The following is a 24,032-nucleotide window of genomic DNA, read 5'->3' as shown; positions in this document are numbered from 1 at the left end:
AACCGGGGTCCCTTTTACATGAAAAAAAAGGGTCCCGATTCCGCGGTCATTGACACCCAACTCTCTCTCAAGTGCATCAAGGAAGGCCGCCGGCGGCTTCTCGTTGATGCCAACCGTTCGATCGCCCTGAACATTGGAGTGTCCCCGCACCGGGCAGAAGCCAGCGCCCGGCCGGCCGACATTGCCGCGCAGGAACATGAAGTTCGCAATCTCGCGGATGGTGACGACGGAATGCAGATGCTGCGTGACGCCCATGGCCCATGTGCAGATCACACGCTCGGCGTTGATGTAGACATCCGCCGCTTCCTCGATCTGCTCGCGCGTCAGGCCAGACTGGTCTTCGATCTGCTCCCAACTCGTGGCATCAACGGCGACGCGGTACTCTGCAAAATCGACGCAATGCTCGGCCAGGAATGCATGGTCAAGGATCGAAGGCCGGCCAGCCGCAACCGCTGCATCCTCTGCCGCCAGAACGGCTTTGCTCATGCCGCGGACCGCGGCCATGTCGCCGCCGAGACGCGGCTGGTAGTAGTGGCTGGCGATGTTTTGCGAACCGCCCCGGATCATCTCGATCTTGTCCTGCGGATCGGAGAAGCGCTCCAGTCCGCGCTCTCTCACAGGGTTGAACACGGCGATGCGAGCGCCGCGCATGGCCGCACGCCGGAGATCCCCCAGCATGCGGGGGTGGTTGGTTCCAGGGTTCTGGCCGATAACGAAGATGGCATCGGCCTCCTCGAAATCCTCCAGCAGAACCGTACCCTTGCCCACGCCGATCGAGTGGCGCAGCCCTACCCCGCTCGCTTCGTGGCACATGTTGGAGCAATCCGGGAAATTGTTGGTGCCGTAGATGCGAACGAACAACTGGTAGAGGTAGGCAGCTTCGTTGCTGGCGCGGCCTGACGTGTAGAACTCGGCGCGGTTAGGGCTGTCGAGGCCTTGCAGGATCGCGCCGATTTCGGCAAAGGCGTCATCCCAGCTAACGGGCAGGTAGCGGTCGCTGGCCGCGTCGTAGCGCATGGGATGCGTAAGGCGACCGTTGAGCTCCAACTCGTAGTCGGTCTGCTCACGCAGTTCGGAAACGGTATGGGCAGCGAAAAACTCAGGCGTGGCGCGCTTTTCCGTCGCCTCCCAGGCGACAGCCTTGACGCCATTCTCGCAGAATTCGAATGAGGACCCATGCTCGGGATCGCCCCAGGCGCAGCCGGGGCAGTCAAAGCCGTCAGGCTGGTTGGCCTTGAGCATTGCGCGGGCGCTCGTAAGTGGCGATCCGCTCTCCAGAAGCCGCTTGCCGCAGCTCTTGAGCGCTCCCCAACCACCCGCAGCGGAAGATTTTTTGCCGATGAAAACTGTGGCCATGTCCTAGTCTCTTCGTCGCAATACGGACCGGGTTCGCCCACTAATGCGAGGGCAACTTCATCCAAAAACACAGGGGCAATGGTCTCGGTATATGGGCCCACTTCCGGCGGGTCAGAGCCCTACGGCAGGAGGCATACGTTCCAAGGAAATAGATAGTACGAGGTATAACTCTCGTAAATATGAGTTATTTTTCAAGTATTTGCGCATTTTTGATCAATTAGAACCGAGATATCGAAATATATAATATGAAAGGAATTTCATATCATTCCTCAGCTCACCTGTTCTGCCTGCCCGCGATTGCCATGACGGCATGTGCCTCTGCCGATGCCAAGGGCGCAGACCTCTGCCCAATATCCGGGTGCTATACTTCGAGCGTGAAGCACGTTATATTTCTTCGCATCTAACGGATTAGCCCTACATCGCGAACCGTCAGGCTACGAAGGCCGAGTGCGCACTTTGCGGGCACAAAGTGCGTGATACGGATGACAAGTTCTTTGGGAAGAGGAAGGCAAGTTCGGGAGGAGCCGAATGAGCGCACCCACATTCGCTCAGCACGCAGACAAGATACAAACGGCAATCGAATCCAATGCCGCAGCGAAGTCCGCGCTCGTCGCCTCATGGCGACGATCCGCAACACTTCATCATCTTGACCCCACTACCCGGCAAGCACCCCGACGACTGTCAGAGGCGGAACTTGCACAAGCACGCGAACGGATCGGTTTGCTCCTGCATGCTGCGCAGAACTCGCTCGACCGCCTTTATCTGGCGGTAGGCGGCGTTGGTTGTTGCGTGTTGCTGGCCGACCGTGACGGTGTTCCCGTCGAGCGCAGAGGGTCTGTCGTCGATGACGATACGTTCGAAGAGTGGGGCCTTTGGACGGGCACCATCTGGAGCGAAGACAGCGAAGGCACCAATGGAATCGGCACTTGCCTGACCGAGCAACGGGCTCTCACCATCCATCGCGATCAGCACTTCTTCTCGCGCAACACGCTGTTGTCGTGCACCACAGCGCCAATCTACGATCACGAGGGTAATCTTGCAGCAGCGCTCGATGTGTCATCGTGCCGGGCAGACCTCACGGAAGGATTTGTCCAACTGATTGCCATGGCGGTGGGCGATGCTGCCCGCAGCATCGAGGCTGAGAATTTCCGCTCTGCCTTTGCCGGTGCGCGGATCATGCTGGCGCCGGGGACCGATAGAAGCGCCAGCGCGATGATTGCGGTGGATGCCGACGATCTCGTAGTCGGCGCGACGCGGTCGGCGCGGCTGGCTCTCAACCTCACGCCCGAAGCGCTGTCGAAGCCCCTGCCCGCACGAGATTTGCTTGGCATGAGCGAATGTGAAGGCCTCACTGATGCCGAGCGCGGCGTTCTGCAAAGAGCGCTAGCGCGTGCTGATGGCAACGTGTCGGCCGCTGCCGCCAGTCTCGGCATTTCGCGCGCAACATTGCATCGCAAACTCATTCGGTTTGGCATTCGCCGCGCGCACTAAAGCCCGATTGACGACTCGATTGTCTGGACTGTCGCAACATTGCGACAGTCCGAATGGTTGGCTTTGCCTCCCTGGGCTGACACACAAACGGAATTCAACAACGCTCCATTTCGGAAGCGCCGCGAGGTGCGGCGCGCTTCATGGGAGGAGCCCACATGAACAAGGTTGAATTTTCCCGCACGGCCAAGGTTCCCTTTGCCAAACGCTACGACAATTTTATTGGCGGCAAATGGGTCGCTCCGAAATCCGGCCAGTATTTCGAGAACATCTCGCCGGTGACCGGCCGCCCGCTGGGCGAAATCGCCCGCTCCAATGCCGCGGACGTCGAGGCGGCACTAGACGCCGCACACAAGGCCAAGGATGCCTGGGGCAAGACCAGCGCCGCCCAGCGGTCCCTGCTGTTGAATCGCATTGCCGACCGCATGGAAGAAAACCTCGACCTCCTTGCCTTGGCCGAGACTTGGGACAACGGCAAGCCGATCCGCGAAACCACGGCTGCCGACGTGCCGCTGGCCATCGACCACTTCCGGTATTTCGCCGGCGTGCTGCGCGGACAGGAAGGCGCCATCTCCGAAATCGACCACGACACGATAGCCTACCATTTCCACGAGCCGCTGGGTGTCGTCGGCCAGATCATTCCTTGGAATTTCCCACTCCTGATGGCGTGCTGGAAACTCGCGCCCGCTCTCGCAGCCGGCAACTGCGTCGTGATGAAACCCGCCGAACAGACACCGGCATCCATCATGCTGTGGGCCGACCTGATCGGCGACCTGCTTCCCGATGGCGTGCTGAACATCGTCAACGGTTTCGGCCTGGAAGCCGGCAAGCCGCTGGCCTCCTCCAACCGCATCGCCAAGATCGCCTTCACCGGTGAAACGACGACGGGGCGGCTGATCATGCAGTATGCCTCGCAGAACCTCATTCCGGTAACGCTGGAGCTTGGCGGCAAGAGCCCCAACATCTTCTTCCAGGACGTGACGTCCGAAGACGACGACTTCTTCGACAAGGCGGTCGAGGGCTTCGTCATGTTCGCGTTGAACCAGGGCGAAGTCTGCACGTGCCCAAGCCGTGCGCTGGTGCATGAGAAGATCTACGACAAGTTCATGGAGCGTGCCGTCAAGCGCACTCAAGCGACCATCCAGGGCGATCCGCTCGATCCGGCCACCATGATCGGCGCGCAGGCTTCCAGTGAACAGCTCGAGAAGATCCTGTCCTACATCGACATAGGCAAGCAGGAAGGCGCCAAGGTTCTGACAGGTGGCGAACAGAACCATCTGCCCGGCGATCTGGCCGGCGGCTACTACGTCAAGCCGACGATCTTCCAGGGCAACAACAAGATGCGTATCTTCCAGGAAGAAATCTTCGGACCGGTCGTGTCCGTGACCACCTTCAAGGACGACGCCGACGCGCTCTCGATTGCCAACGACACGCTCTATGGTTTGGGCGCAGGTATCTGGAGCCGTGACGCCAACCGTCTGTACCGCTTCGGCCGCGCCATCCAGGCAGGCCGTGTATGGACAAACTGCTACCATGCCTATCCGGCGCATGCAGCGTTCGGCGGCTACAAGCAGTCGGGCATTGGTCGCGAGAACCACAAGATGATGCTCGACCACTACCAGCAGACCAAGAACATGCTGGTGAGCTACAGCCCGAAGAAGCTCGGCTTCTTCTAAGCAGAATATCCCTGCGACCCTCTTTGCCCATCAAGAGGGTCGCAGGGCATTTCCCAACCGAATTGAGCTCGTATAGTCATCCATCGGCTGCGAACCAGCCGAACTCGAAAGCCTGAGAACCCTCCCGCCGTTGGCCAACTACGTGCGGCGCGGACCTCTTGGAGACATGCCATGTCCGATCGCCTTGTCCTCGACAAAGTCACTGCCACGCCCGAAGCGATGCAGTTCCTGAACGAGATCATCGCCGACCACGGCCCCGTGCTATTCCATCAATCGGGCGGCTGTTGCGACGGTTCCTCACCCATGTGCTATCCGCGCAGCGACTACATTGTAGGCGAACGGGATGTGCTGCTGGGCAACATCGGCGACACCCCGGTTTATATCAGTGAATCGCAATACGAGGCCTGGAAGCATACGGACCTCATCCTCGATGTCGTGCCCGGACGGGGTGGCATGTTCTCGCTGGATAACGGCCGCGAAAAGCGGTTCCTCACGCGCTCCGTGATTTGCGCCGCACCTGGCAGCTAACGCGCCGTTTCTCTGCGGTGCATTGTAGCACCCTTACCCTGCAGAATGCTTCTTGCCTGTCCGGCGGAGCTGTGTTTCACTTCCATCGTTATATATAAAAAAATACATTGATGGAGGAAGCACGCCTTATGTCCAAACCTGTCGTACTGACCAAAATGTGCGAATTGCACGTTATTGATATGCCGCAGGACGAAAAGCTTGCAGAGCGTTTCCAGACTTCGTTCCCCACTGCTCGATATGACGAGTCAGCGGGGCAATGGCGCATGGTGTGGAAAAAGGGAACCTACGCGGAATCTAATGCCCGCCTTGAAGCCTTTTTCGCCGAGAATGGAGTCGCCGTTACTCACATCGATAAATGCTAGAACGCACAGGTCTAGCCAGCATCGCGGATGGCAGGCGGGCAGCGGCGCGCCGTGAGTGGGCCGTGCTCGGTGCGCTGTTGGCGCTTCTCGTCGCGTTGGCGGTATTGTCGATCGGCCTGGGCCGGGTTTCGATAGCACCGGATCGGGTCATCGCCATCCTTTTATCGAAGATTGCCCCGGTAACGCAGGACTGGAGCAACGCTGACGAGTTGATCGTCATGAACGTTCGCTTGCCACGTATCTGCGCGGCGATGCTGGTTGGGGCAGCACTGGCCGCCGCGGGCGCCGGCTACCAGAACCTGTTTCGCAATCCCATCGTTTCGCCCGACATTCTTGGAGTGTCGGCAGGAGCGGGATTCGGTGCATCGCTGGCCGTCATGCTCAACATCGGCGCCTTTGGAATTCAGGCCTCGGCGTTCGTTGCCGGCCTGATTGCAGTGACCCTGTGCTTCGCCATCGGCCAAGCCATCAACCGGCATTCGCTAATTGTGCTCGTGCTGGTCGGCGTCGTCATCGCGGCGTTCTTCCAGGCGTTGATTTCAGTGCTGAAGATCGTCGCCGATCCGGTCGATGTGCTGCCGGTCATCACCTTCTGGCTATTGGGTGGTCTCAACAAGATAACGCCTTCGGACCTGCCTGTTTCAGCGGCGATGATCGGTGCAAGCCTGGTGCTGCTCTATGCACTGCGCTGGCAAGTGAACGTCATGAGCGTGGGCGAGGAAGAAGCCCGCAATCTCGGCGTGAACGTCAGCCTGACGCGCATCATGCTGGTTCTGACGGCTACCTTGATGACGGCCGCAGCGGTCAGCATTTCGGGAATCGTCGGCTGGGTCGGACTGGTCGTGCCCCATATGGCGCGCATGCTTGTGGGTCCGAGTTTTGACCGCATGCTGCCGGTCGCCATCGTATCGGGCGCGCTTTTCGTCCTGCTGGTCGATAATTTCGCGCGCGCCGCAAGCTCGATGGAATTGCCGCTCGGCATCGTTACCAGCGTCATCGGCGCACCGCTTTTCATCGTTCTCCTGCTCCGTACGAAGGTGTCGTGGTCGTGACGCTGAAGGTCGAAAACCTCGCTTTCAGTTTTCCCCATGGCGAGCGCAGCCTGGTCGACATCAGCTTTGAATTTAAACCCAAGGACGTCGTTTGTGTTCTTGGTCCCAACGGCGCAGGCAAGACGACGCTGATAAGATGCGTGATGGGCGCACTGCCCATAGCGGGCGGCGCGGTGACCATTGACGGTCTTCCCGCACGCAACTTCACCACGCGGCAATTTGCATCGAAGATTGCCCACGTCCCCCAAAGCACCAACTCGGTCTTCGGGCATCTGGTCAGGGACATCGTCTTGATGGGGCGGTCCGCGCATCTGGGCATGATCGAAGTTCCAGGCGTCCGCGATCGCGAAATCACCGAGCGCGCACTCAACCTCGTCGGCATTGCCCATCTGGCCGACCGGCAGTTTTCGACGGTCAGCGGCGGTGAACGCCAGCTTTGCCTGCTGGCCCGCGCATTGGCGCAGGAAGCCCGCATCCTGATCATGGACGAACCGGCGGCAAGCCTCGATTTCGGTAACCAGATCAGGATCCTCGATATCGTCGCCTCATTGGCCAGGGATGGCTACGCGGTGCTGATGACCACGCACCATCCCGACCATGCCCTGCTCATCGGCACGCAAATCCTGACTTTGCGTGAGGGCCGCATCTTCGGCGTTGGAACGCCGCATTCGCTTCTGTCGTCGCGCTTCCTGTCCGACCTTTACGGCGTGCAGGTGCGCATCCTCGAAGAAAGTGACGGTACGCGGGCTTGCGTGCCGATCCTGTCGCAACACCAATCGGAGAATTTGGAAAATGCGTAAACTCGTTATCGGGCTTCTGGCCGCAGTGGGAACAGTGCTGCTCGCCGGCAGTGCTTTTGCCCGCGATATCACCGACATGACCGGGCGTACCGTAACCGTTCCTGACAAGATCGAACGTGTCATCACGATCGGCTCGGTGCCGGTGATCAACAGCTTCGTCTTTGCCGTCGGCAAGGCGGACACTTTGGCCGAGGGCCTGCCCACCCGCTTCAATCCCAAGCGCTGGGCATGGCAGTTCGAATTTGCTCCTCAACTCAAGACCGGACCCGAGTTGCAGGATTCCAACTACGCGCCGGACGTGGAAAAGATCCTTGCTGCCCAGCCCGATGTCGCGTTGAGCTTCGAGAAATCTACCGCCGATATCCTCGGGTCGAGCGGCGTGCCCACGGTCCTGCTGCGCATCCAGACACCGGATGACGTCAAGGCCGGCGTCAAACTGGTAGGCGACCTGCTTGGCAACGCCGAGATCGGCGAGCAGTACGCTCAGTACTTCGACGCAACGCTGGCGCGCATCGCCGCCAAGATCGACACCTTGCCGCAGGATAAGAGGCCGACAGCGCTTTACATCAATCCGGGCAACATGACCCAGCCGCACATCGTCGCCGAGTGGTGGTTGAAAGCCGGCGGCGCGCGCAGCGTGACTGACGACGGTCGTTCAGAAGAAGTGCTGACCCTGACGACGGAGGCGGTAATCGGTGCCAATCCGGACTACATCGTGTTGTCCGATCCTTCCCATATCGAAGCCCTCAAGACCAACGAGACCCTGTCGCAACTGGATGCAGTCAAGAACGACAAGATCCTGGTTACGCCGATGGGTGCGCATACCTGGGGCAATCGCACCGTCGAACAGATTCTGACCGTTCTCTGGGCTGCCAGCGAATTCCACCCCGACCTGTTCCCGCATGCCGAACTGGTGGCGGAAGTGAAGGGCTTCTACGGCAACTTCTTCAAGAAGGACCTGAGCGACGAACAGGTCGAGGCGATCCTTGCCGGCGGGCGCAGCTAGGAAGCGAAGGAGCGTACGATGCACCACGCCAATTATCCGCACCAGTTCGACAAAGAGCAGCCCAGCCACGCCTTCAGCATTCCGCGCGAAGGCGAACTGGCCAAGCTTTTCCAGAAGGCATTTCCCGAGGGCTATTTTGACGAGACCCATAAGGAATGGCGGATCGATTGGGACCACAAGCAGTTTCCGGATCAGGGGCAGCGGATCGAAGCATTCGCGACCGCCCATGATCTGGAGGTGCTGCATCGGTATTGAGCCGCGGCCCGATTGCCGAAGATTTTTGGGTGACGGACATGGCGGGAGATCACAAACGCTTCCGGATTGGGCTTTCCGGGTGCAGCGGCGCCTTGGAATCGGTTTCCACTTCGGAGTTGCTTGATCTCGCAAGCTTTATCGAAACCCTTGGCTACGATGCCCTGTGGCTGAACGAAGAACATTTCCAGGGCGGAGCCGGCGGCGGTGCCGACGGCCGCCGTTGCCTGTCGCCGCTCATCCTGGCTTCCGCGATGCTTGCCAGAACAAGCCGGCTCCGGGTCGGCTTTTCGGTATTGCTAATGGCGATGCATCATCCGCTTCGCCTTGCGGAAGAGCTTGCGAGCCTCGATGTCCTGTCGGACGGCAGGGTGGATTTCGGCGTCTCGCGCGGGGCAAATCCTCGTTATCTTTCCGCCTTCGGCATTTCTGAAGAACTGACCTCACACGAAAGCTTTGTGGCCAGCCTGAAACTGATGAAGGACGCGTGGTCCGAAAACGCCATTGAAATCGGTGCAGACCAGATCTCCTTCCAGCCGAAGCCGATCCAACGCCCGCATCCGCCGATCTATATTGGCACGTACACGCCGAAAACCGCTGTCTGGGCGGCACGGCAAGGTCATCGCATCATCTGCCACGGCGTCAACAACCTCGCCTCCATCGCACCGGTAATGCAGAGCTATGTGGCGGCGGGCGGTGACGCGTCGAAAATTCCGTTTGGCCGGTTTGTCTATGTCAGCGACAGCGACGAAAGCGCCAAGGCGGAACTGTGGGAAACAGTCCTCAAGCTGACCACTCGGTTGAAAAGCATTGGCCTTGCCAAGCGCAACAATGTCGTGGCGGAAGAAGATCTTGAGCCCGAAAACTTCTATGCGAAGATGGTCATAGCCGGCGGGCCAGACACATGCGCGCGCCAAATCCTAAACCTACGGGAGCAGTTTGGCGTCGGTTACCTGAATGCCTTGGCCGCATTCTTTGGCTACCTGCCGCTAGAGCTTCTCAAGAAGTCCCTGACCCTGCTTGCAAGGGAAGTACGCCCGCAGTTGGGATAGCAAGAAGCACAGTTGCCCGCCCCCGCCGCAATACGCAGAGCGCCTTGGCGTCACCGCCTGCTGAAGAGCAGAGTTGCCAAAAGCCCAAGAACAACAAATCCGACAGCCGCCGCTGCGACAGGATGCTCCCGCGCTGTCCCCTCTATGGCACGCGCCCGCTTTTGCAGGTCGGGAAGCCGGTCGCTCATGCTTTCGGCGATGTCGGAATAATAGTCCGATACGGCGTCGCGACTATCGGCATAGAGCGTGCCACCTCGCCTGGACATCTGCTTTTTTAGAGCTGCGAGCTCTTTCGACAGGCTCGCAACCTGTTTTTCGAGATCGATATCGCGGATTGATGAAAATACCATGCGGTTCGTCCTTCCTTATCAACTAACAAGGAAGTCCAACGAGGCTGGCTATCTTTCGTTCCCTGAAGCGTTCGTCAGGTCAAACGACGACGCTTGATCGCGAAGCCTACCGGACCTGATCCAGCAGGCGCTTGCATTCCAGAAGGTCGAACAATGCCTCCTGCAACAGGGCGCGGTTGTCGCGAGAGAGCTTGCCACCGTCAGACTGCACAGGCCCATCGTCTTCGGCCTTGCCCATTCCGAAGAAGCGGCGGCTCGGCTTCACCTTAGGCTGGCCCACCAGCATCTCATCATCATGGGCGCGCGGTTGGGCTGCCGGTGTCAACGCCACCGCGTCCGCTTGCTTGCGCTGGGCAATGGCCTCAACAGCCGCCATGTCGCCATTGCCGATGGCGACGAGGAAATGGTTGCCGTTTTCACGCAGAAGCTTCTGCACGCCTTTGATCGTGTAGCCCTGATCGTAGAGCATATGGCGGATGCCCTTGATCAAGTCGACATCTTGCGGCCGGTAGTAGCGCCTGCCGCCACCCCGCTTCATCGGCTTGATCTGATTGAAGCGCGTTTCCCAAAAGCGCAGCACGTGCTGCGGCAAATCCAGATCCTCAGCCACCTCGCTGATGGTGCGGAAGGCATCAGGGCTCTTGTCCATGGCCAGTCCTCGCTATGCACGTTCAGCGGCGACGGCGTCCGATCTGGTAGAAGTCACGCAAATGCGAATCGACAGACAGGCACGGCGCTCCGCGAACCTGATCTTATTTCAATCCTTTGCAGGGCAATATTCAAGCCTGCCGTAAAAGCCGGACAGGTTTTTCAACCGCCGCTTCATTCAAAGCGGCACGCAGGGCTTATTTGCCGCCCTTGCTCTTGCTGTTCTGATGAGAACGCAAAATGCGGCTCTTGAGCACGTTGGAAGCCTTGAATGTCATCACCCGCCGCGGCAGGATCGGAACTTCTTCACCAGTTTTCGGATTGCGACCAATGCGTTCATTCTTCGAACGCACGTGAAAAGTGGCGAAAGACGACAATTTTACCGTCTCCCCGCGCACTATGGCTTCGCAAATCTCGTCCAGGACAGCTTCCACGAGTTCGGCCGACTCGGTTCTCGACAGGCCAACCTTGCGGTAAACAGCCTCGGCAAGGTCAGCACGCGTAAGTGTCTTTCCCCCCATCCGACCGTCCCATCAGCTCAAAACATCATTCAATAAAGCGACGGCGGAGCCTAAGTAATTGATCCGTAAAGGTCAAGGACCGACTGCGACGCTTGGAATTTACCAGCGCACGAGGACCGCACCCCAGGTAAATCCGCCCCCCATGGCTTCCAATAACACAAGGTCGCCGCGCTTGATACGACCGTCTGCGACGGCTGCCGACAACGCAAGCGGCACAGACGCAGCAGAGGTATTACCGTGGAGATTGACCGTCACAACCACTTTTTCGTCGGCAATCCCAAGCTTCTTGGCCGAAGCGTCAATAATTCGTTTATTGGCCTGATGCGGCACGAACCAGTCGATATCCTGGGCAGTGACGCCGGCTTGGGAAAACACCGCCTCGATCACATCGGTGATCATGCCGACCGCGTGCTTGAACACCTCGCGGCCTTCCATCCTGAGATGACCGATGGTCCCAGTCGTCGAAGGGCCGCCATCGACGAAGAGCTTATCCTTGTGTTCGCCATCGGAGCGCAGGCTGGCCGCAAGCACGCCCCTGTCGTCGATTGAGCCCGCCCCTTCGGCCGCTTCCAATACAATGGCACCTGCCCCGTCACCGAAAAGCACGCAGGTCGAGCGGTCGCTCCAGTCGAGAATGCGCGAAAATGTCTCCGAGCCGATGACAAGCACCCGCTTGGCAAGCCCACCGCGAATGTAGAGATCAGCAGTGGTCACGGCGTAGACAAAGCCGGAGCAGACCGCCTGCATGTCGAAGGCGAAGCCGTGCCGCATGCCGAGACGGTTCTGGATCTCGACAGAAGTCGCCGGAAAAGTGTTGTTGGGCGTCGATGTCGCCAGAACAATCAGGTCGATATCGGCAGGTGTCAGGCCGGCATTGGCGAGCGCGGCGCGCGCTGCAGCCTCGCCCAGCGAAGCGGTTGTCTCGTCATCGGCCGCAATATGGCGCTGACGGATGCCGGTGCGTTGAGCAATCCATTCATCGGACGTCTCGACCATGCCTTCAAAATCGGCGTTCTTCATGATGCGGCGGGGCAACGAAGCGCCTATGCCGCGCACGACTGACCTGATCAAAGCGTACCTATCCTTCTTCGCCGGTTTCGACGACCGATCTTCTTGTTGCCGGCTTATGCGGGTTGCGCGCATGGAACAGGTCGAGATCGGCCTCGATCCGGTCCAGAAGCCGGTTGCGGACCATGTCATAACCAAGCTCGACTGCCGCTGCAAACCCCGACGAGTCGGCGCCACCGTGACTTTTCACCACAATGCCGTTCAGTCCGAGAAAGACGCCGCCATTGGAGCGGCTTACGTCCATCTTCTCGCGCAGCAGGTCGAACGCGCCCTTGGCAAAGAAATATCCGATACGGGCCATGAGAGTTCGGCTCATGGCGGCTCGAAGGTAGCCACCAATCTGGCGTGCGGTTCCCTCTGCAGTCTTTAGCGCAATATTGCCGGAGAAACCTTCCGTGACCACGACATCGACGGTACCCTTGCCGATATCGTCGCCCTCGACAAAGCCTCGATAATCCATCGACGCCATATCGGCTTCGCGCAGCATGCGCCCCGCCTCCTTGACCTCTTCCTGCCCCTTGATTTCCTCGACGCCGACATTGAGCAGGCCGACCGTGGGTCGGGTGATGCCAAAGATGGAACGCGCCATGCCGGTTCCCAGGATGGCGAAATCGATCAACTGGTGCGCATCCGCCCCAATGGTCGCACCGACATCCAGAACAACGCTTTCACCACGCAGATTTGGCCAGATGGCCGCGATAGCTGGCCGATCGATGGTTGCCATGGTGCGCAGGCAGAATTTCGCCATCGCCATCAGCGCACCGGTATTGCCGGCAGATATGCAGGCATCCGCGGAACCTGTCTTGACGGCTTCAATGGCCTTCCACATCGACGACTTCCAGCGGCCGTGCCGCAGGGCCTGGCTTGGCTTGTCATCCATTTTGACGGCGACTTCGCAATGCACGAATTCGCTGACAGCGGCCAGCTTGGGAAACTTGTCCAGTTGCGGAAGTACGATGGCTTCGTCGCCGTAGATGATGAAGCGGATATCCGTGCGCCGTGTCGCGACCGTCATGAGTGCAGGGATAACCACGCTCGCACCGTGGTCGCCGCCCATGGCATCGATAGAAATTGTTATCACGCGGTGACTAGCTCACGATTCTCTTGGCCGCATTGAATTTCGGCGAAAATAGCGTTTTTGGCCCGGCGCACAACCGACATTCGTCCAAAGGGGTCGTTTCAGGATTTTCCAAGGGCCTCACGCAGCTTCTTCTGGAATTCGGTTTCTTCGGCCGCATTGTCACCCGATGTGTCGAGTGAGACGCCGGGTTTACGCGGATAAGGATCGATAGCAAGGCCAAAGAACTGTTCCGCGAGTTCTCCAGCGTCGATCGTATCACCTGAAAACAGTTCCGGGCTGTCTGCTCCATCGGCATCGATGACAATTTCGCCGCCGCCATCGAAGCCGAGCCGGCCTAGCTTCGAATCAGCCGGGAGGAACAACCCCTCGACGTCCTCTTCTATGTGCGCCTCGATCGGGTCCAGCGATACCACGCATTCCTGCGTGATATTTGCCTCAACCGTGCCCGTTACCTTGACCCCATGGCGCTTCCACGCGGTCACCAGCAAATCCGTCTTGTAGGCCTCGACGGAACTCAAACCATGCGCCTTGGCGAGCTCCTCGCGCTGAGCTTGATCCGCCTCGAACACCACCGGCAACCCGTCTTTTGGCAATCGGGCGACGTGCACTTCGAATGAAACCGGGCTTTTTGCATCTTCATGCTTCATGGCAACGTTCTTTCAGGCAGCTACCGGAAAAGTCATCTCGCCATTGCAAATGGAATCGGACGATTGCGCGGCAAGATGGCCAACCGCACTCATTATATAGGCAGCCAGAAGGGGCGCCTCCGGCCAATCCTGTACATCCGGCGCGATATTGCGCTTGAGCGCACCGATCAACGCGACCTCATCGGAACGCTCGAGTGCGTCGGCATAGGCTGCGGTGCGGCCATAGTACATCTTTGCCAGCTTCTTCATCCGCTTGGGAACGCCGACATCGCTGATTCCCAGCTCACGCAGCGAATGATCGACGTCCAGGAAGAACTCGTCGATCAGGATCTGCGCGATGGAGGCAGCAATGCCCTGTTCGCCATGCACCCGATGTTGAAACAGGAACATATGTAGCGAAAGCATCTCGAACCGCCCCAGCGGCGTATCCGGCACATTCCAGTGCGAATAGAACAGCGGCTGCCGCGCGGCTGCCACGATTTGACCGTACAGCGCCTCGGTGATTGCGCGGTTGGCTTGGCGTTCGCGGCCGAACAGGCGCTGGAACATCGGAGGCGGTCTCCCGGGACCTTGTTTGTTAGGACACCGTGTTGCATCGGCGGCAAAGCTGGTTTACCGCTTTTGCCACTCCGCGCAAGCGGCGTGCAAGGCTGATTGGATGGAGTTGTCGTTGCGCGTGCAGAAATTCAAGTCGACGTTTTCGTTGCGCCCCGCCCAGTTCGCCTCGCTTCTGGTGGCGGCTGCGGCCTTGTCCGCCTGCAACACCTCGAAGATGGTTGGCGACCTGAATCCACGAGACACGCTGCACCAGGGCTATGTCGTCGACCAGCAATCGCTTGACCTGGTGCCGGTCGGGTCCAGCCGCGAACAAGTGCTGCTTGCGCTTGGCACGCCCTCGACAACGGCGACCTTCGACAACGAAGTCTTTTACTACATCTCCCAGACCCGTGAGCGTCCGGTCGCTTTCGCCAAGCCGAAGCTGGTCGATCAACGCGTTCTCGCCGTTTATTTCGGCCAGGATGGTCGCGTCAGCAATATCGCCAATTACGGCCTCAAGGACGGCAAGGTGTTTGACTTCATTTCCCGCACCACGCCGACAGGCGGCAAAGACCAGAACTTCCTGGCGCAGATCATCAGCGGCGCCGGCAAGATGTCCCCCAGTTCGGTTGGCAACCTCCTCGGCGGTTAACCCCGACTTCTAGGTATCAGCTTCAGAAGGGCTCGCCGGTGCGGCGAGCCTTTCATCATTTGACGGCTGGGCACATATTTCCGCTAAGTCACGAAAAACACCGCAAATTTAGGTTTGCTTAAGCTCTCGATAACCGCGCGGTAACGATGTGCCTGTAGAACCGGTTGCGAGGCGGTCATCCGCCCGGCGCTCCGGATCAGGTCTCGCGTACCGGAGCCCGCAAGACTAGTACGTTTCGCAAGTGCTTTGTAGCGAAACACCATGCGTATCTGGCAGGACCGCGTTCCCAAAAGGAGCGCGGTTTTTGCGTTTTGGAGCCTCGATCAGGACGATCGACGTGACAGACGTCGGAAATTTGCCTTAACCTTGCGGCTTGCCGGTCGAATGGCGGCCTCCGTAGCACGCTTGAGCGCGATCTGGGTAACTGTCGATGGTGAGCGGCCTGCAAGCACCTGCGGCCAGAAAGTGAGCGTTGAGCCAAACAGGGAAAGTTGCGCCGCCAGCGCGCCTTCGAAAGCTGCAGTCATCTTTTCGGAAGCGGCGCGCATGGTTTCGCCACTCCACCCAGTGTCCCTTTGCGCTTCGGCCGCCATGATCGGCAACCGTAGAGCGACCACCCACGGTGCCAGCATGAAATTCTGCGCACCGGCAGGGAGTCCGGAGCCGACGATTGCCTTGAGCATTGGGTATCCCTCGCTTGATCAAGCGGCAGACAACGTTGCGGCCAGCCATTCGTTCCAGCCGGCCGCAACAAGAAGATGACATCAGGCCTTGTGCAGGTCTTTTGCTGCCAGATCGAGCGCCTTGCCAATACGCTCGCAAGCCATGTCGATGGTGGAGCGCGTCCATATCAGCGGCGGGGACAGGATCATGGTGTCGCCTGTGGCACGCAACATCATGCCGTTGGCGATGGCGTGATCGCGAACGACAACGGCAGCACTACCTGCAGGCGCAAAGCGCTCCTTGGTCGCCTTGTCCTTGACGATCTCGATCGCGCCCATGAGGCCGAAAGAACGGACTTCTCCCACCAGCGCATGCCCGGCAATGCGCTCTTGCAGCGCCTTCGCGAAATAAGGGCCGGTGTCGGACTTCACACGCTCGACCAGTCCTTCCTTCTCGATGATCTCCAGGTTGGCCAAGGCCACGGCACAGGCAACCGGATGTCCTGCATAGGTGTAGCCATGGGCGAACTCACCGCCCTTTTCGACCAGCGTCGCGGCGATACGATCACCGACCAACAGCGCCGACAACGGCTGGTATCCGGATGTCAACGCCTTGGCAGTGGTGATGGTGTCGGGCTCGATGCCGAATGACTGGGCCGCGAACCATTCGCCCGTGCGGCCGTAACCGGTGATGACCTCGTCCAGCATCAGAAGCACATCATGCTTTCGGCAGATGCGCTGGACTTCCGGCCAGTAGCTCATCGGAGGGATCTTCACGCCCCCTGCCCCCATGATCGGCTCGCCGATGAAGGCCGCGACATTCTCGGCCCCGGCCTCGAGGATTGCATCCTCGACCGCCTTGGCTGCGCGAAGGCCGAAATCATGGTCGCTTTCACCGGGCAATGCCAGTTCATAGGCATATGGCATCATGACATGGACGATGTTCGGCACCGCACCGCCAAGCTGCTTATGCATCCCGTCCATACCGCCGAGCGAGGTGCCGGCAACGGTCGAGCCGTGATAGGCGTTCTTGCGGGAGATAATGCGGTTCTTCTCAGGCTTGCCTTCAAGCATCCAGTAATAGCGAACAAGCCGCAACGCGGTGTCGTTAGCCTCAGAACCCGATGATCCGAAGAACACCTGGTTGACGTTCTTCGGTGCGATTTCCGCAAGCCTCTTGGCGAGAAGAACCGGTGTCGGCGTCGAACATTTGAAGAATGAATTGTAGTAGGGCAGTTCCTTCATCTGCTTGTAGGCGGCTTCGGCTAGCTCCTCACGGCCATAGCCGACGTTTACGCACCAAAGGCCAGCCATGCCGTCAAGGATCTCGGCACCTTCGGAATCGTAGATGTAAGGGCCTTCGGCGCGCGTGATGATGCGCGAACCTGCGGCCCTGAGTTCCTTGTGGTCGGTGAACGGATGCAGGTGATGCAGTGCGTCGATCTGCTGAAGCTGCTTCAGCGAGTAGTTTTGATAGGTCATTTCGAGGCCTTTCCTCTTCAAATCGTTCCGGCAGCCGAGTGCCGGGGCGGATCGTCAGAGGTCGAAAGGCGGCGAATAGCCGATGCGGGCGCACAGGCGCAAAAGCTCGGTATGACGCGTACGCAACGAGGGCGTTGCGGCAATCATAAGCTTTCCGGGCTGGATGCTGACCACACTCATGCCGGCCAGTGTAGCCGAGAGGTGCCAATGCATTCAAGCATGGTGAGAGAGCGGCAAAGCCGACCAAAAGCCATGTCGCTTTGTTCGCCCTAGTGGTCGCCGCCTCCGCAATAACCATCCGACAGCCGGTCCATTATGGCCCCAATCGCTTATGTAATGAGGACTGCCATGACTGCCGCGCTACATCCTGCCGAACCGGCAACAGCTAGAAGAGGCGGCCGAGCAGGCAAACGGGCCAGCGGCGCGGGAAGTTTCGAGCAGCAGCCCTTTCGCCAACTCAAAATCCCCTTCCCGCCGACCAAACTGATCTCCGATGACGAATTGGAGTCGATTCACCTCGCTTCCCTTCGCGTATTGAAGGAAATCGGCGTGGAAGTGCTGCACGACGAAGCGCGTGAAATCATGAAGAAAAACGGCGCGGAGGTGAGCGAAGGTTCGCAGCGCGTACGCTTCGACCCCGACATGATACTGCAATTCATCGCCTCAGTGCCCTCTGAGGTCACGCTGCATGCGCGCAACCCAGAGCACAATGTGCAATTCGGCGGCAACAACCTGATCTTCGCCCAGATGGCGTCGGCGCCTAACTGTTCGGACGTTGATCGTGGACGTCGCCCCGGCAATCATCAGGACTTCCGCAATCTGGTGAAACTCGGCCAGATGCACAACATCCTGCATGTGACCGGCGGTTATCCGGTGGAGCCGGTCGATATCCATCCATCAATCCGCCACCTCGAGTGCCTGCGCGATTTTGCGACACTCACCGACAAGGTGTTCCACTGCTATTCGCTGGGCAAGGAACGCAACGTGGACGGCATGGAAATCGCGCGCATCGCTCGCGGCGTATCCAAGGAGCAGTTCGTCCAGGAGCCGTCCGTGCTCACGATCATCAACACGAACTCGCCCCTCAAGCTCGATATTCCGATGATGGAAGGCATCATTCAGATGTCATCACATGGGCAACTTGTCGTCGTCACGCCCTTCACTCTGGCGGGTGCGATGGCCCCTGTGACCGTAGCCGGCGCGCTTGTGCAGCAAAATGCCGAGGCTCTTGCGGCAATCGCATTTAGCCAGATGGTGCGAAAGGGAGCGCCGGTCGGTTATGGTGGCTTCACGTCGAATGTCGACATGAAGTCGGGCGCGCCAGCCTTCGGCACACCGGAGTACATGAAGGCGCAGCTTGTGGGTGGGCAACTCGCCCGCCGCTACAACATCCCCTACCGCACCTCGAACGTCTGCGCAGCGAACACCGTCGATGCGCAAGCAGCCTATGAAAGCGTGTTTTCATTGTGGGGCTGCATCCAGAGCGGTGGCAACTTCATCAAGCACGCGGCAGGCTGGCTGGAAGGCGGCCTAAGCTGCTCTTACGAAAAGACCATGCTGGACATCGATCTTTTGCAGATGGTCGCGGAGTTCCTCACTCCGCTCGATTTGTCCGAAGATGCACTGGGCGTCGATGCGATCCGCTCTGTCGGCCCCGGCGGCCACTTCTTTGGTACCGCGCACACGCAGGAGCGCTACAAAACCGCCTTCTACTCTCCGATTATCTCAGACTGGCGCAACTACGAGACCTGGGCCGAAGCAGGCCGGCCAACGGCGATCGACCGCGCGAACCGCCTTTGGAAGCAGCGCCTCGCCAGCTACGAAGAACCGTACATGGACCCCGCCATTCGCGAAGAACTTGATGCCTTCGTTGCCAAGCGCAAGGCCGAAGGCGGCGCGCCTACAGATTTCTAAACTGGCGGGATGAGCTTTTCATCCGCCGGCCCTTCCTTTGACTCAAATTCAAAACACTCGGATCTATCTAAATGAAATCTCACGCAAAAGCGGTTGTCATAGGCGGCGGCGTCGTCGGCTGTTCGGTTCTGTACCATCTGGCCAAGGCCGGCTGGAAAGACATCATGTTGATCGAGCGCTCGGAACTGACCTCCGGCTCGTCGTGGCATGCTGCCGGCGGCTTCCACACGCTGAACGGCGATCCCAATGTGGCCAAGCTGCAGGCCTACACCGTGCAGCTCTACAAGGAGATCGAGGAGCTTTCGGGCCAATCCTGTTCGCTGCATCTTACCGGCGGCGTGATGCTGGCGGATTCTCCGGAACGCATGGATTTCCTCCGCCTCGCCCACGCCAAGGGCCGCTATCTCGGCATGGATACCGAACTGATTACGCCGTCCGAAGCCAAGGCCATGTTCCCGCTGATGGACGAGACGAACTTCGTTGGCGCCATGTGGGACCCGGTGGAAGGCCATCTTGATCCTTCCGGCACCACCATTGCCTATTCCAAGGCCGCCAAGAAGCTCGGCGCAGAAATCGTTCTGCGCAACCGCGTGACGGATTTGACGCAGGAGCCGGACGGCACCTGGAACGTGGTGACTGAACAGGGCACGGTGAAGGCCGAGCATGTTGTCAATTGCGGCGGCCTGTGGGCGCGCGAAGTCGGCCGCATGGTCGGCCTGGAATTGCCGCTGCTCGCCATGGAACATATGTACCTGCTCACCGAGCCGATGCCGGAAGTGGAAGCCTTCAACAAGGCCACCGGCCGCGAAATGGTCGGCGTGCTCGACTTCAAAGGCGAGATTTATACGCGTCAGGAACGCAATGGAATATTGCTCGGCACCTATGAGAAGGCGTGCAAGCCATGGTCTCCCGTCAATACGCCGTGGAACTTCGGCCACGAACTGTTGCAGCCGGACATCGACCGCATCGCGCCCTCGCTGGAGGTGGGCTTCAAACACTTCCCCGGCATCGAAAAGGCCGGCATCAAGCAGATCATCAATGGACCCTTCACCTTCGCCCCCGACGGCAATCCGCTCGTTGGCCCGGTGCCGGGCCTGACCAATTTCTGGTGCGCTTGCGCGGTAATGGCCGGCTTCAGCCAGGGCGGCGGCGTTGGCCTCGCGCTCTCCAACTGGATGGTGAACGGCGATCCGGGCTTCGACGTGTGGGGCATGGATGTCGCGCGCTTCGGCGAATGGGCGACACTGCGCTACACCAACGCCAAGGTGCGCGAGAACTACTCCCGCCGCTTTTCCATCCGCTTCCCCAACGAGGAGCTGCCGGCTGCAAGACCGACGCAGACAACGCCACTCTACGACACGATGGTCGCCAACAATGCCGTGATGGGCGATAGCTGGGGTTTGGAAACGCCATTGTGGTTTGCGCCGAAAGGCACCGAACCGAAGGACATCGTGTCGTTCCATCGTTCCAACGATTTCGAGCACATCGGTAACGAGGTGCGGGCAACGCGCGAACGCGTGGGCGTCACCGAGATTGCCAATTTCGCCAAATACGAAGTGAGCGGCGCCGGCGCGGAAGATTTCCTCAACCGCCTGATGACCAATCGCATGCCGAAGACCGGCCGCATCGTGTTGACGCCGATGCTGAACGAATTCGGCAAGCTGATCGGCGACTTCACCATAGCCAAGGCCGGCGACGACCGCTTCATGATCTGGGGCTCGTCCGCCGCCGCCAGATACCACATGCGCTGGTTCGGCAAGCATTTGCCAAAGGATGGCAGCGTCCGCATCCACCGCTTCGACCAGACACTGGTCGGCCTTTCCATCGCCGGTCCGAAATCGCAGGAACTGCTGCAGAAGCTGGCGGATGTTGACGTTTCGTCGAAGGCCTTCCGGTTCATGGATTTCCGCGAAATGGCCGTCGGCGGTGCGCCGTGCATGGTCAATCGCATCACTTACACCGGCGACCTTGGCTACGAGATCTGGATGCAACCGGCCTATCAGCGGCTGGTCTACAAGGCGATCAAGCAAGCCGGCGAGGAATTCGGCATCGTCGATTTCGGCATGCGCGCCCTGCTCTCTATGCGGCTGGAAAAGAACTTCCCGACCTGGTTTCGCGAACTTCGCCCCATCTACGGACCGTTCGAAGGCGGCATGGATCGCTTCATCAAGCTGGAGAAGAACGCTTTCATTGGCCGCGAAGCGGCAGCAAAGGAACAGCAGGCTGGCCCGAAGCTTCGCCGCGCGTCTTTCGTTGTCGATGCCGGCGATGCCGACGTGATGGGCGACGAGCCGATCTGGGCCAAGGTATCGAAGGACTTTGGCACGGTGGACAAGCCGCACGGCTATGGCGCGCCGCGCTTCGATGAAGCTGGCAAGGAAGTGCGCGGTTCGACGGCGGCCAAGGGCGCGTCCGCCGTGCGCGGCATCATCGATGGCGACTGGCGCGTTGTTGGCTGGGTCACATCTGGCGGCTACGCCCACTATGTAGGCAAGTCGATGGCGCAAGGTTACGTGCCGGCAGCACTCGCCGACAACGAGAGCAAAGGGTTGTTCGAAATCGAAATCCTCGGCCATCGCCGCCCGGCACACATCAATGTCGAGCCTCTGTTCGATCCAACCGGCGAGAAAATGCGCAACTGAGCACCGGCTTTGGTGCCGTGATGGACACACCTAAAGGCAAGTTTGGCCGCCACCGAAAGATCATGCCGTTCGAGCCCAATTCGGCGGACGATCTGGAGGCGCTTCGCCGTCAGTCCCGCGAGAAAGCGGCGGGACTGAACCAGCACGTTCTCGGCTATGGTGCACTGGCCGAATCTGAATGGGCCGCGGCGGGCATCGCGGCTCCGGATTTGCCGGCCATGCGCCGTTACCGGCTTGAACGGATACGTGCAGAGCTTCGCAAACGCGACCTCGTCGGTGTCTTGCTCTATGACCCGGTGAACATCCGCTACGCCACCGATTCCACCAACATGCAGTTGTGGGTGGCGCACAATCCGACCCGCCACTGCTTTGTCGCCACCGATGGGCCTGTGGTGCTGTTCGACTACTTTTCCTGTGAACACTTGTCCGATCATTCCGGCGTGGTCGACGAGGTGCGACCGGCCGTCTCGTGGATGTATCTTTATAGCGGCGAACTCACCGACCAGAAGGTGCGCCGCTGGGCATCAGGAATTGTCGAGCTTGTGCGTGAACATGGCGGCGGCAACCGTCGCATCGCTATCGACCATATCAACCCGGAAGGGTTTGCCGAACTCGAGCGGCTCGGCATTGACGTGCACAGCGGCGAGGCAGTGATGGAAAACGCCCGCCTGATCAAATCGCCGGACGAATTACTCGCCATGCGTCGATCCATCGTCGCTTGCGAAGCTGCCATGAGGGAAATGCAGGCAGCGCTCAAGCCCGGCATCTCGGAAAACGAACTCTGGGCGCAACTGCATCGCGGCAACATCGCGCGTGGCGGCGAATGGATCGAAACGCGGCTTTTGTCATCCGGCCCGCGCACCAATCCCTGGTTCCAGGAATGCTCGTCGCGCGTCATCGAGAATGGTGATCTCGTCGCCTTCGACACCGATCTCATCGGACCGTATGGCTTTTGTGCCGACCTGTCGCGCACATGGCTCTGCGGCGACAAACGTCCGACCAACGAGCAGCGCGATCTCTACCGCATCGCGGCTGAACAGATCTCCTACAATCTCGACCTGATGCAGCCAGGTGTCTCGTTTCGCGATCTTTCCGAGCGCTCGAAAGTGCCGCCGCCCGATTGCTTCCTGACCCGCTACGGCGTCCTCTACCATGGCGTCGGACTTGCCGATGAATACCCGACACTGCCCCACGCCTCAGACTGGACTGACGACACACCGGACGGCGTACTGGAACCCGGTATGGTGCTTTGCGTGGAAAGTTATATCGGCAGGCTTGGTGGGCATGAGGGCGTGAAGATCGAGGAACAGGTGCTGATCACCGACACCGGCAACGAACAACTCTCGACCTATCCTCTGGAGCAGGCGCTTCTGGCCGGCTAGGCAGGCTCGAAAACAACTGGTTTTTCGGCTGCCAGCACTTGCTCAAGCGCTGCGACAACATCTGGCGGTGTTTCAAGGGAGGTGATGAAGGGCAGGCCCTTGCGCCGCCCAGTCCAGCCAATCACCTCAAGCTCGGCGGCGGCAGGTTCAAAGCGCTTCGCAAGCACCCAACTCAGGCAATCGATCACCGCAATATCCGCGCGGCCCTCAGCCAATGAGCGGACAGAGACGCGGTGTGCGCCGCTCGCTTCGCAGGTCGCAAACAACGACAGGCTTTCACCCATGGCCTCAAGGTCACGCTTCAGCCCGTTGAATCCAGACATGGACTCGCCATCGTTGTAGGCGAAGCGCTTGCCTCGCAAGGCGTCGAGCGGAATGCGAGGGCGACCGTCAGCCGGAGACGGCACGTGCCCGCTGGACTGACGCCGCGTCACAATGGCGCTCGAATAAAGTTCGCCCTCACCGCCTTCAATACCGTTGTAGCTTGGTTGGCCAACCACCCGCACATCGTCAACCAGGCCGAAGTCCATCGGCCCCCAGCACGTTTGCGACAGAAGAAGAGCCGGATGCCGCCACAACACAGGCAGGTCGAATTCCTCCGGCGCAAGCGTCGCCGGGTCGGGAGCAATAAGATCGCCGACAGCATTTCTGATCCCGCCCGCTACTGGCGAGAGGTCGGAGTTTCGGCGCGACAGCCGCTCAGGGGCGTCTATGCCACGCGCGCGCAAAGCATTCCTCAAACGGGCCCAGAAACCATCCGTCTCGTCGCGGAGTTCCGGCCAGTCGTACATCGGCAAAGCTGCAATCGTGTCGGCCATGCCGCGTCATATCCAATTGATGAAAACAGGGTCTAGCACGTCGCGCGAGCGAATGC

25 protein-coding genes are annotated in these 24,032 nt (G+C 59.6%); 13 read left to right on the top strand and 12 right to left on the bottom strand.

Going from position 1 to position 24,032, the window contains the following annotated elements; genetic code table 11:
- Positions 1-1,356, bottom strand: a 1,356-nt coding sequence (locus tag ACODTY_RS08530; RefSeq protein ID WP_488993856.1) for an FdhF/YdeP family oxidoreductase, incomplete at its 3' end; no start/stop codon positions are given.
- A gap of 528 nt (positions 1,357-1,884) precedes the next feature.
- On the opposite strand from ACODTY_RS08530, the gene ACODTY_RS08525 reads away from it, so the two are divergent.
- The 9 genes from ACODTY_RS08525 (at position 1,885) to ACODTY_RS08485 (ending at position 9,572) form a co-directional block, all read left to right on the top strand.
- A complete protein-coding gene (locus ACODTY_RS08525; protein ID WP_488993855.1) occupies positions 1,885-2,847 on the top strand; it encodes a helix-turn-helix domain-containing protein in 963 nt (320 codons plus the stop codon).
- 155 nt (positions 2,848-3,002) lie between these two features.
- The gene (gene adh / locus ACODTY_RS08520) at positions 3,003-4,520 is read left to right on the top strand and encodes an aldehyde dehydrogenase (RefSeq protein ID WP_488993854.1); all 1,518 of its coding nucleotides are present in this window, start codon (positions 3,003-3,005) and stop codon (positions 4,518-4,520) included.
- 171 nt (positions 4,521-4,691) lie between these two features.
- A complete protein-coding gene (locus ACODTY_RS08515) occupies positions 4,692-5,048 on the top strand; it encodes a DUF779 domain-containing protein (protein WP_488993853.1) in 357 nt (118 codons plus the stop codon).
- A gap of 128 nt (positions 5,049-5,176) precedes the next feature.
- On the top strand, positions 5,177-5,410 hold the full coding sequence (locus ACODTY_RS08510; RefSeq protein ID WP_488993852.1) for a hypothetical protein: 234 nt from the start codon (positions 5,177-5,179) through the stop codon (positions 5,408-5,410).
- A complete protein-coding gene (locus tag ACODTY_RS08505; RefSeq protein ID WP_488993851.1) occupies positions 5,404-6,462 on the top strand; it encodes a FecCD family ABC transporter permease in 1,059 nt (352 codons plus the stop codon). Before ACODTY_RS08510 ends, ACODTY_RS08505 begins: the two co-directional genes overlap by 7 nt.
- Positions 6,453-7,262 carry an ABC transporter ATP-binding protein gene (locus tag ACODTY_RS08500; RefSeq protein ID WP_488993850.1) on the top strand — a complete coding sequence of 270 codons (810 nt, stop codon included), beginning with the start codon at positions 6,453-6,455 and terminating at the stop codon, positions 7,260-7,262. Before ACODTY_RS08505 ends, ACODTY_RS08500 begins: the two co-directional genes overlap by 10 nt.
- Positions 7,255-8,268: an ABC transporter substrate-binding protein gene (locus ACODTY_RS08495; RefSeq protein WP_488993849.1), complete on the top strand. Its 1,014-nt coding sequence runs from the start codon at positions 7,255-7,257 to the stop codon at positions 8,266-8,268. The genes ACODTY_RS08500 and ACODTY_RS08495 overlap by 8 nt, the downstream gene beginning before the upstream one ends.
- Before the next feature lie 18 nt (positions 8,269-8,286).
- Positions 8,287-8,523, top strand: coding sequence for a hypothetical protein (locus ACODTY_RS08490; protein WP_488993848.1), 237 nt, complete (start codon positions 8,287-8,289; stop codon positions 8,521-8,523).
- A 92-nt stretch (positions 8,524-8,615) separates the two neighbouring features.
- Positions 8,616-9,572, top strand: a complete 957-nt coding sequence (locus tag ACODTY_RS08485; RefSeq protein WP_488993847.1) for an LLM class flavin-dependent oxidoreductase — start codon at positions 8,616-8,618, stop codon at positions 9,570-9,572.
- A 50-nt stretch (positions 9,573-9,622) separates the two neighbouring features.
- Here the strand turns inward: ACODTY_RS08485 and ACODTY_RS08480 are convergent, their stop codons facing one another.
- The 7 genes from ACODTY_RS08480 to ACODTY_RS08450 form a co-directional block, all read right to left on the bottom strand.
- A complete protein-coding gene (locus tag ACODTY_RS08480; protein WP_488993846.1) occupies positions 9,623-9,922 on the bottom strand; it encodes a hypothetical protein in 300 nt (99 codons plus the stop codon).
- A gap of 106 nt (positions 9,923-10,028) precedes the next feature.
- Positions 10,029-10,571, bottom strand: a complete 543-nt coding sequence (locus ACODTY_RS08475) for a MerR family transcriptional regulator (protein ID WP_488993845.1) — start codon at positions 10,569-10,571, stop codon at positions 10,029-10,031.
- Between the two features lie 196 nt (positions 10,572-10,767).
- On the bottom strand, positions 10,768-11,091 hold the full coding sequence (locus ACODTY_RS08470) for an integration host factor subunit alpha (RefSeq protein ID WP_056243190.1): 324 nt from the start codon (positions 11,089-11,091) through the stop codon (positions 10,768-10,770).
- A 99-nt stretch (positions 11,092-11,190) separates the two neighbouring features.
- A complete protein-coding gene (locus ACODTY_RS08465) occupies positions 11,191-12,162 on the bottom strand; it encodes a beta-ketoacyl-ACP synthase III (protein WP_488993844.1) in 972 nt (323 codons plus the stop codon).
- A gap of 7 nt (positions 12,163-12,169) precedes the next feature.
- Positions 12,170-13,240, bottom strand: a complete 1,071-nt coding sequence (gene plsX / locus ACODTY_RS08460; RefSeq protein ID WP_488993843.1) for a phosphate acyltransferase PlsX — start codon at positions 13,238-13,240, stop codon at positions 12,170-12,172.
- Positions 13,241-13,338: 98 nt separating this feature from the next.
- Positions 13,339-13,887 carry a YceD family protein gene (locus ACODTY_RS08455; protein WP_488993842.1) on the bottom strand — a complete coding sequence of 183 codons (549 nt, stop codon included), beginning with the start codon at positions 13,885-13,887 and terminating at the stop codon, positions 13,339-13,341.
- 12 nt (positions 13,888-13,899) lie between these two features.
- Complete coding sequence (locus ACODTY_RS08450; RefSeq protein ID WP_488993841.1) at positions 13,900-14,436, bottom strand: ubiquinol-cytochrome C chaperone family protein; 537 nt, start codon at positions 14,434-14,436, stop codon at positions 13,900-13,902.
- 121 nt (positions 14,437-14,557) lie between these two features.
- Between ACODTY_RS08450 and ACODTY_RS08445 the strand changes: the two genes are divergently transcribed.
- Positions 14,558-15,076, top strand: a complete 519-nt coding sequence (locus ACODTY_RS08445; RefSeq protein WP_488993840.1) for an outer membrane protein assembly factor BamE — start codon at positions 14,558-14,560, stop codon at positions 15,074-15,076.
- A gap of 323 nt (positions 15,077-15,399) precedes the next feature.
- On the opposite strand, the gene ACODTY_RS08440 is transcribed toward ACODTY_RS08445, so the two are convergent.
- The 3 genes from ACODTY_RS08440 to ACODTY_RS08430 all read right to left on the bottom strand — a co-directional run bounded on the left by ACODTY_RS08440 (position 15,400) and on the right by ACODTY_RS08430 (position 17,433).
- A complete protein-coding gene (locus ACODTY_RS08440) occupies positions 15,400-15,759 on the bottom strand; it encodes a hypothetical protein (RefSeq protein WP_488993839.1) in 360 nt (119 codons plus the stop codon).
- Positions 15,760-15,840: 81 nt separating this feature from the next.
- A complete protein-coding gene (locus ACODTY_RS08435; RefSeq protein ID WP_488993838.1) occupies positions 15,841-17,220 on the bottom strand; it encodes an aspartate aminotransferase family protein in 1,380 nt (459 codons plus the stop codon).
- 54 nt (positions 17,221-17,274) lie between these two features.
- Entirely contained in the window at positions 17,275-17,433 is a 159-nt protein-coding gene (locus tag ACODTY_RS08430; RefSeq protein WP_488993837.1) for a capsid protein, read from the bottom strand.
- A 135-nt stretch (positions 17,434-17,568) separates the two neighbouring features.
- On the opposite strand from ACODTY_RS08430, the gene ACODTY_RS08425 reads away from it, so the two are divergent.
- The 3 genes from ACODTY_RS08425 to ACODTY_RS08415 all read left to right on the top strand — a co-directional run bounded on the left by ACODTY_RS08425 (position 17,569) and on the right by ACODTY_RS08415 (position 23,158).
- Entirely contained in the window at positions 17,569-19,134 is a 1,566-nt protein-coding gene (locus ACODTY_RS08425; RefSeq protein WP_488993836.1) for a trimethylamine methyltransferase family protein, read from the top strand.
- A 71-nt stretch (positions 19,135-19,205) separates the two neighbouring features.
- Positions 19,206-21,776: a GcvT family protein gene (locus ACODTY_RS08420; protein ID WP_488993835.1), complete on the top strand. Its 2,571-nt coding sequence runs from the start codon at positions 19,206-19,208 to the stop codon at positions 21,774-21,776.
- 20 nt (positions 21,777-21,796) lie between these two features.
- Positions 21,797-23,158, top strand: a complete 1,362-nt coding sequence (locus ACODTY_RS08415) for a M24 family metallopeptidase (protein ID WP_488993834.1) — start codon at positions 21,797-21,799, stop codon at positions 23,156-23,158.
- On the opposite strand, the gene ACODTY_RS08410 is transcribed toward ACODTY_RS08415, so the two are convergent.
- On the bottom strand, positions 23,155-23,976 hold the full coding sequence (locus tag ACODTY_RS08410) for a phosphate/phosphite/phosphonate ABC transporter substrate-binding protein (RefSeq protein WP_488993833.1): 822 nt from the start codon (positions 23,974-23,976) through the stop codon (positions 23,155-23,157). The genes ACODTY_RS08415 and ACODTY_RS08410 overlap by 4 nt on opposite strands.
- Positions 23,977-24,032: the final 56 nt, after the last annotated feature.

The organism is Mesorhizobium sp. FG116, assembly GCF_057809835.1.
This window is presented reverse-complemented; position numbering and strand designations above follow the sequence as displayed.